The 11,596-nt window shown below is 47.4% G+C and carries 10 protein-coding genes; all 10 read right to left on the bottom strand.

What is annotated here, in order from left to right; translation table 11 throughout:
- Positions 1-326: 326 nt before the first annotated feature.
- The 10 genes from L2082_RS15600 to panB all read right to left on the bottom strand — a co-directional run bounded on the left by L2082_RS15600 (position 327) and on the right by panB (position 11,241).
- Positions 327-617, bottom strand: coding sequence for a HigA family addiction module antitoxin (locus L2082_RS15600; RefSeq protein ID WP_446009585.1), 291 nt, complete (start codon positions 615-617; stop codon positions 327-329).
- 42 nt (positions 618-659) lie between these two features.
- Positions 660-1,265 carry a hypothetical protein gene (locus L2082_RS15595; protein ID WP_446009586.1) on the bottom strand — a complete coding sequence of 202 codons (606 nt, stop codon included), beginning with the start codon at positions 1,263-1,265 and terminating at the stop codon, positions 660-662.
- A 130-nt stretch (positions 1,266-1,395) separates the two neighbouring features.
- Complete coding sequence (locus tag L2082_RS15590) at positions 1,396-1,758, bottom strand: helix-turn-helix domain-containing protein (RefSeq protein WP_446009587.1); 363 nt, start codon at positions 1,756-1,758, stop codon at positions 1,396-1,398.
- A 20-nt stretch (positions 1,759-1,778) separates the two neighbouring features.
- Positions 1,779-2,858, bottom strand: a complete 1,080-nt coding sequence (mraY, locus tag L2082_RS15585; protein ID WP_446009588.1) for a phospho-N-acetylmuramoyl-pentapeptide-transferase — start codon at positions 2,856-2,858, stop codon at positions 1,779-1,781.
- A 168-nt stretch (positions 2,859-3,026) separates the two neighbouring features.
- The gene (locus tag L2082_RS15580; protein ID WP_446011937.1) at positions 3,027-6,122 is read right to left on the bottom strand and encodes a UDP-N-acetylmuramoyl-L-alanyl-D-glutamate--2,6-diaminopimelate ligase; all 3,096 of its coding nucleotides are present in this window, start codon (positions 6,120-6,122) and stop codon (positions 3,027-3,029) included.
- A gap of 28 nt (positions 6,123-6,150) precedes the next feature.
- A complete protein-coding gene (locus tag L2082_RS15575) occupies positions 6,151-8,130 on the bottom strand; it encodes a PASTA domain-containing protein (protein WP_446009590.1) in 1,980 nt (659 codons plus the stop codon).
- A 106-nt stretch (positions 8,131-8,236) separates the two neighbouring features.
- On the bottom strand, positions 8,237-8,596 hold the full coding sequence (locus L2082_RS15570) for a hypothetical protein (protein WP_446009591.1): 360 nt from the start codon (positions 8,594-8,596) through the stop codon (positions 8,237-8,239).
- A gap of 41 nt (positions 8,597-8,637) precedes the next feature.
- Complete coding sequence (gene rsmH, locus L2082_RS15565) at positions 8,638-9,567, bottom strand: 16S rRNA (cytosine(1402)-N(4))-methyltransferase RsmH (RefSeq protein ID WP_446009592.1); 930 nt, start codon at positions 9,565-9,567, stop codon at positions 8,638-8,640.
- Positions 9,567-10,022 (bottom strand): division/cell wall cluster transcriptional repressor MraZ, encoded by a 456-nt coding sequence (mraZ, locus tag L2082_RS15560; RefSeq protein ID WP_446009593.1) that lies wholly within the window; start codon positions 10,020-10,022, stop codon positions 9,567-9,569. Before mraZ ends, rsmH begins: the two co-directional genes overlap by 1 nt.
- Before the next feature lie 376 nt (positions 10,023-10,398).
- The gene (gene panB / locus L2082_RS15555; RefSeq protein ID WP_446011936.1) at positions 10,399-11,241 is read right to left on the bottom strand and encodes a 3-methyl-2-oxobutanoate hydroxymethyltransferase; all 843 of its coding nucleotides are present in this window, start codon (positions 11,239-11,241) and stop codon (positions 10,399-10,401) included.
- Positions 11,242-11,596: the final 355 nt, after the last annotated feature.

Raw genomic sequence — 11,596 nt, 5'->3', positions numbered from 1 at the left:
GTTGTCAAGGCAAGGGGTTAAACAACAGAGTATGCTTAAAATGTCCATTTTGTTCTCCTGAATGATTTATCGTTTACACAATAATAATCATCCAGAAGAGATTGACAATTGATTGGCGAAGGTATTGTTTATAGTTACGTATATAAGATCCCAGTGAAGAAAGGATTTCTGTAACCGCAGCAGCAAGAATGAGCGAAATAAATACTAAAAAGTTGCTATAAAAATTCTGCATGGTTATTCGAGATCTCTATGCTTGCAATCTTTGTCATTTTAATAGGAACAGTTACGTAGGTCTGATAGAGTGCAACGAAACCAGACTTACATGGCTAAACCGATATTATCAGAGGTTCAATTTCCGAAAGGTCAATACGTTGTCTGGCTTGCCACAGATCATAAATATCCTGTATACGAAGCCAACTTTCAGCACTACGGCCCAAACACTTAGACAAACGCAGAGCCATTTCCGGGCTAATTGCGCTCCGGCCTTTGATAAGTCTTGAGAAAGTGGAAGGTGAGACTTTAAGCCGCATGGCAACACTTCTGGGCGACACACCCAAAGGTTCCAAATAAACTTCTTTGATGAATTCCCCAGGATGGGGTGGGTTATGCATAATCATCAGTGATAATCCTCATAATCTACGACGTAGGCATACCATCCATCAAACAACCTGCCTCACCATCGCCGCCAAAATCCCCATAATCTTCCCGGCCTGCTCAATATGATACTCTTTCCTATCAACAACGGCCTCATTACCCGTGAGCTTCAAGAACTTCCAAACACTGCCTGTTGTCACCACGCCGTAGATACTCTTCACCGTATTCCCTTCCCGCTCATTAAAAATCCTCGCCGCAATCATCTCAGCCAAACATTGCCCGATCCCGCCAATAATATTTTCGTTTTTTGCCTCAACAACAGCAATAATTGGAGAGGTCAAAAAGAACTGTTCGGTCGATAAGCTGATAATAAAATCACAGAATCCATTCAACCTTTTTTCTTTATCAACATCAAAATCAATCCCGGAGAACAGGCTCACCTGACTATCCAGATACGCCCTTAACTCCAGAAGGAGATAGGCAATGATAAATTCAGAACGGGCCTTTTCCGTGTTCACAGCTAAGGCAAGAGGAACATACTCGTCCAGCTTTTTTCTCACGCTGTCATCCAGCAGAGCTTCTTCAACGCTTCCAAACAGAGACCTGTTTTCAATAATCGCCAAATCAAATTCTTCCTTGACCTGCTTTATGGTAAACTCGCTATACGGCATATGTTTCTTCCCCCTGAACGTTATATAGGTCTGATAGAGTGTAACGAAATCAGAGATTGGACTTCTTTGATGAATTCCCCAGGATGGGGTGGGTTATGCATAATACTCCATCATCATTAACAAAAACAAATCACTGCTCTTGAATAAACACCAGCGGTGACACATTAAACTTAGCACTCAACTCTTTTATTTGCCTGATATTCAAGCCCCTCTTTCCTTTCAGAACCTCAGAAACGACCCCTTGGCTGCCGATTTCAGGAAGATCGGACTGTTTTAAATTATGCTCATCCATTAAATAGCGCAATGCCTCTACAGGAGAACCTTCTATATCATCGAAATTATTATTTTCATATGTCTCCACTAAAGTTCCGATGGACTCCATAAGGAATGCTAACGGATAACTCTCATTTTCACCGATTTCGTCAATCAAGCTATCAAGCAACCAAACAAAATATTCATACTCATCCCGCTGAATTTCCCTATATGCTTGCATGACAATTCATTCTCCGGCTCTTACCGCAACTTTAACGTAGCCAAAGCCATCAAACCAAGAATAATAGAAATAATCCAAAAGCGAATCACCACCCTGGGCTCTGCCCAACCCTTTTTCTCAAAATGATGATGAAACGGAGCCATTAAAAATATCCGTTTGCCACCGCTCAGCTTAAAAAATCCCACTTGCATAATCACCGACAGCGACTCCATGACAAAGATACCACCAGCAATGGCCAGCAAAAACTCCTGCTTAATGATGATCGCCACTGCTCCCAAGGCTCCACCCAGAGCCAGCGAGCCCACATCGCCCATAAAGATCTGGGCCGGATAGGAGTTAAACCAAAGAAAGCCCAAACAGGCCCCAACAATGGTCCCGCAGAACACCGCCACCTCACCAGCCCCCAACACATAAGGAATCTGAAGATAATCCGAGATCAACACATTGCCGGCTGCATAGGCAAAAATAAAATAAACTGCTGCGGTAATCATCACGGTCCCGGAAGCCAATCCATCCAGCCCATCGGTCAGATTGACCGCATTGGAAGAACCCACAATCACAGCCACAGCAAAGGGAATGTACCACCAGCCCAGATCAGGATGAAAGCCTTTAAAAAAAGGCAGGCTCAGATTGCCGTCATACCCAGGATGGAAATAAAGAAATAATCCCACCGTACAAGCGCCAGTCACCTGGAGAATCAGCTTGCCACGAGCTGATAACCCTTCGGTAGTACTCTTTGTTACCTTTTTCCAATCATCAACAGAGCCGATCAGTCCATAGAACAGGGTCAGCAGAAGACAGACCCAAACCAGGCTATTGCCCAGATCAGCCCAAAGCAGGGTTGAGCCGGTTATAGCAATCAGGATCAGGAGACCACCCATAGTGGGTACGCCCTTTTTATTGAAATGACTCTCAGGCCCGTCATCACGCACCACCTGTCCAATCTGCTTTTTTTGCAACCAACGGATAAACACCGGGCCTGCAAGAAAGAGGATGAGAAAGGCCGTAACAGCTGCACCAATGGAGCGAAAGGTCAGATAACGGAAAACATTAAAAGCACTGAAATGGGTGTGCAGGGGGTAGAGCAGATGGTAGAACATAGTAAAAATAATACCCAGAGTGTTACTCTGGGCTGATTATATATTACCCTTTCAGGGTATTGATTTCCGGTAGATGTTTCACTCCGGGGATAACAGTATTTTCGGAATACGGATCTAAGCCCCGAAGAGGCTATATCTAACCAGCTCAGGGTAACACCCTGAGTGCTTTCATATCAATTCCTTTTCGTTAATCCCGGTGGCAAACCGGTGTTCTATCTCCTGCAAAACATTCTCCATCCGCATGCCCCGGGATCCCTTGAGCAACAACCAATCATCGGCCTTGATTCTGCCCTGAATCATCTCCTGGTACAGCCAATCGGCCATGCTCTGCGTATCAGAAAAAATATGGACCTGGTCCTCTGCCATCCCGGCCCCATAGGCTCCCTGGGTCATCTGTCCCGAAAAACTTCCAGTCACCGCTAAATGGTCATACCCCAACTCCGCTGCCTGACGCCCAACCTCGGTATGGGCTGCTTCCGCCTCTGGACCTAATTCCAGCATATCTCCAAGCAGGGCTATCCGGAGACAATCCTGGCCAAAACTACTCACCGTGCGCAGTGCAGCAACCATAGAGGCGGGATTGGCATTATAGCAATCATTGAGTACCCGCACCCCACCGGGCAGGGTCATCATTTCCATTCGTTTATCTGTGCTTTGAAACGCAGTCAGAGCCGCACTAATCGTTTCCGGTCCAACTCCAGCTGCATGGGCCATTGCAGCCGCAGCAAGGCAATTACTGACATTATGGATTCCAGGTGCCTGAATATTAATCCGTTCCTGCCAATCACCGATATGGAAGGTAAAGCGCATACCCCGTGCCCCACCGTCAAGGATACGGGTCGCCCGGACAACAGGGTTATAGCGCCGCCCCGTCGATGTACACGAAAACCCGATAATCTTCTCGGTATTTTTCGGCAAACGACGGACATGGGGATCATCATAATTGACCACCGCCACAGTATCCGGGCGCATACCAGCAAAAAGCTCACCCTTGGCCTTGGCAACCCCTTTAATACTGCCTAAGCCTTCAAGATGAGCTGCCTGGACATTGGTGATGCAGGCGATATCAGGATCAGCGATTTCCGTGAGTCGTTCAATCTCGCCGAATTGATTCATCCCCATCTCCAGGATCGCCACCTTATGTTGGGCTGTCACCGGCAGCAAGGAAAGAGGAAGACCAATCAGGTTATTAAAATTACCACCTGTCTTGAGAACTCGGTCTACAGAAAAGCTTTCCGTCTCTGTAATCTGTTTCTCCTGATAATGACGGGTGAAAATCGCTGCGGTTATCTCCTTAACCGTGGTTTTTCCGCAACTGCCGGTCATGGCAATAAGGGTGAGATCCCGTCCTAATAGCCTCCTGCGATAGGCTGCAAGCTGTCCCAGGGCAACCAGCGTATCAGGCACCTGAAGAACAACCACATGATCGGGCAGTAGGGGCGACCGGGTGGTCGCCCCTACCCGCTTCTGCTGGACAATGACCACCGCAGCTCCGGCCTCAGCTGCTGTGCTCAGATAATCATGCCCATCAAAATTTTCCCCAGCCAGGGCAACAAAAATATCCCCTGAAAAAAGGGTACGGGTATCCGTGGACACCTGCCCCAGCAAACCCTGCAGCCGCCCTTTTTTGCGCACCTGTGCATTTCCAAGGGCCCTGAGCAGATGGGGGAGAGTCCAGCACAGCAGTCCATTACGCGCCTCCACCCGATCATCACAAAAGATGCGTTTATCTCCAAGAATTTGATAACCCTCATGGCCTTTACCAGCCAGCAGGACAATATCACCTGGTCCGGCCAAAACACAGGCTGCATGAACAGCTTCCTTTCGTTCTTCCACACAGAGAAAAGTGGGAAAGCCACCATTGCGGTCAGCTTGATCGCTGATCAATTCTTCCAACGTGCATTCAACCGCCCCAACAGAACGAAGTCCCTCAGCAACCTCCTGAAGAATAACAGCCGGGTCTTCTGAGCGGGGATTATCCGAAGTCAGGAGAGAAATATCAGCAAACTGGGCACTCACCGCCCCCATTAAGGGACGTTTTCCCTTATCCCGATCACCGCCGCAGCCAAACACGCAAATCAACTGGCCCGTTGCCAGGGATCGTAAGGTATTGAGAACATTTTTCAAGGCATCCGGGGTATGGGCATAATCAACCAGCACACAGGGCTGCACATCTTCACTCAGGCCTGGAAGCTGTATCCGCTCTAACCGACCTGGAATCTGCCCGACCTCTTTCAGGCCCGAAATAATCGTTTGCGTTTTCAGCCCCAGAGCCCGACCTACTCCGGCAGCAGCCAGGAGATTCAGGACATTATACCGTCCTGTCAGTTGTGAAGAAAAAGGGATCCGTTCACTTGCCAAGGCCAACTCACAGGAAAAACCATGAATATCCTGATTGATCGTATCAGCACTGATTGCTGACTTTGCTGAAAAGCCACAGTCAATCACCGCTGCAAGCTGTTCCCCCTGGGCCTCCTGTTGCTGCGCAAGAAGCTCCAGGTAAAGCCGTTCGCCCCAGTTCTTTCCTTCTCTGCCACTGGGTTCTGTAACCACCACAGCCTGCCCCTGATTCTTGAGGTAACGGGTGAAAAGAAGTTGTTTGGCAGTAAAATAGCCTTCCATATTGAGATGATAATCCAGATGATCCTGGCTCAAATTCGTAAACACGGCAACATCAAACAGAAGACCTGCTAAGCGTCCTTGCTCCAAAGCGTGGGAGGAGGTTTCTATGACCACATAGCTCACCCCTTGCTCAACCATCTCCCAAAGCAGTCGTTGCAGCTGAGCCGGATCAGGTGTGGTCAACGGGGCAGGCTCAATAACTGTCTCACCTAATCTGTCCTGATAGCGATAATTCACTGTCCCGATCACTCCGACCTGATAGCCTGTACTCCTCAGCATCTGCTCAAGCATCCAGGAAACTGTGGTCTTGCCATTGGTTCCAGTCAGTCCGATCAAGCTGAGAGAACGGGCCGGAAAATCGTAAAACCCAGCAACAAGCCAGCCAAGAGCTTCTGAAGAGCTTTGCACCTGAACCACAGTGACCCCTGACAAGGGGCCTGGGTCATCCTCAACCACCACGTAACTACAGCCCTGCGCTACGGCCTGGGAGATAAAATCATGACCATCAACCACTGTTCCCTTGAGAGCAACAAACAGGCTTCCTGGCCCGGCCTCTCTCGAATCTCCGGTTATCCCGGAGCATTTTTTAACAGCCCCATCAGAAAGAACCTCCGCAGCCAGTTCGGCTGGGAGGCAGGACAATAACGCATCCAGGTCCTTGACAGAAGGCCTAGTTATTTTGTTCTGTTTCAAGTGTCAGCTCACAAAGTTCTATTTCATTCAGCAGCTCGCCAGCAGCTGGCTTCTGTTTGACAATACGACCGGTTCCGTGGATACGTACTTTGATACTATACCTGTTTATCTGCTGCAATCCTTTCCGTAAAGTCATACCAACCAAGGCTGGCATGGTCGGTTCTGTATGAACACTTTTTTCCTTTACCTCAGCAGAACGTAATTTCTTGCTCAAAAAATACCGCCGAAGATTGACAACATTCTGTTCTGGCAAAGGCTTTGTAACGTCAGTAACAATCCCACCATAACCAACAAGGTTCGGTTGGATCTTCCGCCCCATCTCGGAAAGCTCACCTATGCTACGATCCTCCACCTCTGCTGGATGAGGATCAAGCGTACCATAATCAACTGTAAAAAGAAGCAAAATCTCAGGCCGTTCCAGGGGGGCAGCAGTTAAGAACAACTCTTGAATATAATGCGTACTGAGTCCATTTTGCACAGAATGTGTTACAACTGAATGGGCAAAGACAAAGCTCCCCTCTTCGGAAAAAGAAGGATCATTGAGCAGCTCTCTCCGTAGTCGAATGCCTTGCACCGGAGGAAGTATCCTTTCCCGTGAAGAGACTGTATCATCACGATAAAAAAAACGCTCTTCAGCATGATCATATACGCCATGTAAGAGCCAGGGCTTCACTCTATAACCACTGTTTAAAAGGGTGGCTATGCCATAAATTATCTGTAATGAACTGAGCGGACCTGAACTCCCTATTGCACCAACAGTACCAACAGAAGGAGGAGTAACTTCTTTCCGCTCTGAAGAAATCGGAAGAAAATCAGGAACAGGCAGTCCTAACCCAAGTTGCTGCCAATAATCGTATAATACATTTTCAGGTAACCCATATTCTGGCAAACTCATCCCTACTGGCAACACAGAAGTCATTCCATTTTCAAGAAGGGCTGCAGCCTGAACCAATAAAGGACGAAGTAAATCTTGATGATAACGGGGAGCAAACAGGGCATTATGCGCCTTTTGTTCGTCTGCCTGCCAAAAATAATTCGAATCAAAACCTGGCTGGCCCACCATGGCCAAAATCCGACCTGTATCAGGATCAATAGCAATGGCACTGCCACCATTTGCGCCTTTCCGCTGCAGATACTCCTCCAAGGCCAGGTCAAGCTGTCGCTGTAACTCCATATCAATGGTCAAAACGACATCAGACACTGTTTCTCCCAAGGCACTATACCCGGAAAAATCAAGATCTGGAATATTCGTATGCCTGAATTCACCAGGCTCCAGGACAGCGTCGTACAAGGCTTCGACTCCACTCAAGCCAGCATGACCACTAACAAAACCAAGGAGTTGACCCGCAACAGCATGGTCAGGATAATAGCGAACCTCTGTTGGCCTGCAATGGATACCTGGCAGCTGCAAGCGTTCCAACTCTTCAACCTGCTGTATTTCAAGATCATCAGCCAGCTCAACAATGCCTTCACCATATTGCAGGCGTTGCACAATTTCTTTTTTTTCCATCGCAAGAATCAAAGCCAACTGCTCTGCGACCATTTCCCTGTTTGCTACTTCCACAGGTTGAACCAACAGGGTGAAGAGTCGATAAGAAACCGACATCTCCTCCATATTTCTGTCGTAAATTGTTCCGCGCAGGATCGGACGGTTCCGTTGTTTCAGAGGAGTGTTCGTTCCCTCCTGTTCAATATGTCCAACCTGCTCAACGGGTTGTGAGATACTGACAGGACGCTTAATCAGTCCGGCTATGTCGTGTAAGGAAAAAGGCAGAAAAAAAATAACCCCAGCCACTGTAAAAGCTGGCAAAACTATCAGCAGGAAAAAAAACATTCCTTTCCTGCTTTTCTGCAAAGGACGCCCCGGAAGCGTATATGTATAGCCGCTTTTTTTAATCTTCTCCTCATTTTTCCGTACAAAAAAAGAGATAGACACGCGTTTGAATCGCTCTTTCATAAACACCCATCCCTCCTCTCTGGGGAAGGACACTACAACATGAAAGTTAAATGAGATAAATGAGACTAAATCCAGGAATTACCTGAAACTTTCCTCTAACCTGGCCTCAAAACAAATCATGTTCCTGGCCCTTTTCAGGAAGGTGGAGATCCAATTGAGCAGCAGCCAAAGCAACCAGGCGCGGTTTGGCAAGTAACTTCTTCCTCTGAGCCTGTAAACGTATCTGCTCCTGGCGCAGGGTATCATGGACAAATTGCTGCTGGGTAAAACGCGCTTTTTTTTGACTGATATTCCAGGAAAAAAATATACTTACAACAAAAAAGAACACAAACACAGCTCCCAGCGTATAGGCTGATAAGCGAATAAAATCTTCTGAAAAACCATCCCTCTTGGTCAACATTGCCATCTGACTGCGTAGACTCAAAGAGAGCGCAGGTGATCGAATTAAGCGAACAGTATGATTCACACCAGATCCTCCTTTTTGACGAATGGATAGCCATCGTGCCCTTATAACTTCTCTGCAACCCGCAATTTGGCACTGCGGGCCCGGGCATTTTTTCTTACTTCATCTGCTGTTGGCAGGACAGGCTTCGCAGTCAAGACCTTATAATGGGGTGCCTTGGCAAACGCCTGCTTAACAATACGATCTTCCAGGGAATGAAAGGTTATGACACATAACCGTGCCCCTGGCTTAAGTACCTTTGGAGCATCTGAGAGCAAACGGGTGAGGTTATCCAGTTCCCGATTCACTGCTATTCTGAGCCCCTGAAAAACCTTTGTTGCAACATGGATTTTCTTTGGGTGATATTTTTTTGGTATCGCCTGGGCAATAACCTCTGCAAGCTGGCAAGTGCTTTTCACGGGCTGTTGTATCCGGGCCTCAACAATAAAACGGGCCACCCGCCGGGCTTGCCGTTCTTCTCCGTAATGGAAAAAAATATCAGCCAATTCTTCCTGGGAAAGTCGGTTAACAAGTTGCTCTGCGGTCACCTCCTGCCTGGTATCCATGCGCATATCCAAAGGGGCATCCTCCCTGAAGCTGAAGCCACGTTCAGGGCAATCAAGCTGAAACGAGGAAACACCAAGATCTACCAGAACACCATCAACCTGTTCTTGCCCGTTTCCATGCCCACACATTTGCAGTTGCTCAATAATATCTGCATAAGAAGCCCGTACCAACTGCAATCGATCGCCAAAACGTTCTAAACGCTTTGCAGCATACCTGGCAGCCTGAATATCCCAGTCAAAACCCAGCACCCTGCCTGCTGGCGCAGATTGCTCCAGAATCATCTCAGTATGACCGCCCAGGCCTAAGGTGCCGTCCACATAGCATCCAGAAGAGCAGGGCCGAAGCCATTCCATGACTTCCTGAGATAAAACAGGAATATGTAATCTTCTGGCATCTGGTTCATGAATATGTACAGGCTGTGCAATCATTAAAGGATACCCAGTGAAGACAGACCTTCACGAAAACTGGTAAAATCTTCACGGGTACGCCGGACTTCATTTTGCCATGCCCCTTTATCCCAAATCTCAAAATGATCCAACATACCGTTCAAAATGACTTCTTTACTCATGCCAAATTCATTCCGTAACATGGCGGGCAGGAGTATCCTTCCCTGTTTATCCAACGAACATTCAGTAACACCAGAAATAACGTAACGAACAAAGGCGCTCATCCCAGGCTGATTTCGCCCTTGGCAGAGTAATTTTTCTTCCAGGGCCTCCCACTCAGCAACAGGATAGGCCTTCAGGCTTTTTTGCCAATTAGTAATGATCAGGGCATTGTTATAAACCTCAGACAACACCTCCCGAAAGCGAGCAGGGATATTTAAACGCCCTTTTGCATCCAAGCTATGCTCAGAGCGGCTGCGAAAACGGAGTTCTGTCATTTTTTTGCCATTTTCTTATCATGCCTGCTCAGGTCATCGCCCCTCATCGTCCCATACTCCCCCACTTTCCACCACCTTTTCTTCTTTTATCCCACAAGACCTTTTCCGTCAAGGGGAATAAGGCAGAATATCAACGGGTTCCCAGCAGCCTAAACACGACAAAAAAAAGTAACCCTGTAAATAATTCTTCAGTACTCAATAGTTGGGGATAATTTCAGAGGAAAGAAAGAGAACAAGAAGGGGTGGGGAAAGGTGGGTGAAAGTTGATCAGGCCACTCCAAGGAGTCACCCGATACTTTCCTGTAAAAAAATGCCTGCCTGTCAATCGGACAGACCTGGATTTTCTCAGCGCGTTTTTTCTCAGCTTACTCTTGGCTTATTCTTCCTTGTCTGCCAACAAAGCGGAAAAATCTTCCTGAACAGCAAAGCTATGTTCTTCTGCCGGAAAATCTCCAGTCTGGATTTCCTGAAGATAGGCCTGAACGCCCTGCGTAATATCCGGGGCAAGATGGCAGTATTGCTTTACAAACTTAGGAGTGAACTTTTCAAACAGGCCCAGCATATCATGGACAACTAATACCTGACCGTCACAATCCGGGCCAGCACCAATACCTATAACAGGTACAGATATTTTTTGGCGCAAAATTTTTGCTAACGGAGCAGGAACCGCCTCTAAAACAAGAGCAAAGGCTCCGGCTTGTTCCAATGCCTGTGCATCCGCAAGGAGCTGACGAGCAGCTGTCATATCTTTGCCTTGCACCTTAAAGCCACCCAACTGACCAGCAGTCTGCGGAGTCAGGCCAATATGGCCCATAACCGGCACTCCTGCCCGTACCAGCCCTTGAACCGCAGCACAGACCTCTCTGCCTCCCTCCAACTTGACACAGTCGCAGCCAGCTTCCTTGAGAAAACGGGTACCATTGATTATGGCCTGCTCAACCGAAACCTGATAGGAACCAAAAGGCATATCGCCAATGACCAGTGCATGCTCAGTACCCCGGCTGACAGCCCGTGCATGATGGAGCATTTCTTCCATTGTCACCGGAACCGTGGAATCATAGCCCAGCACAACCATGCCTAATGAATCACCCACCAGCAGGGAATCCACTCCGGCCTGATCCAGCAAGCGAGCCATAGAGGCATCATAGGCTGTGAGCATAGAAATGATATGACCACTGCCCTTCATTTCACGAAAATCTTTTACTGTTATCTTTTTCATAAATATTGGTTTCTTTGAGTTGCAAACTAAAATTCACAAATAAAGATAATTCTTTTTCGGTGTGAAGTAAAGAATGGAAGTTTCTTCTTTTCACAATGGAAAATGCTTGGAAAATTTACTCCCTGAGGTGAGGGTATTTCAGTATGCCTTCTTTCTGCAACGGTACGAATCAGACCTTCTATCTCCGCCTGAAATGGTATACTGTAGAATAAGTAAGTCATTTTGGGTGGTCACCCTGCTGAGTGTTGCCATTTACCTTTTGGATGCTTATATTTCAGTATATGAGATAGTTACTACTGAAAGGAGGGAATGATGGCTGAACTTACAAAGGTTGGTACTTTTTGTCCGAATCCCG

The sequence above is a fragment of the Candidatus Electrothrix sp. genome (assembly GCF_052785085.1).
Note: the sequence above shows the minus strand (reverse complement) of the source record. Positions and strands in the feature narration are given on the sequence as shown.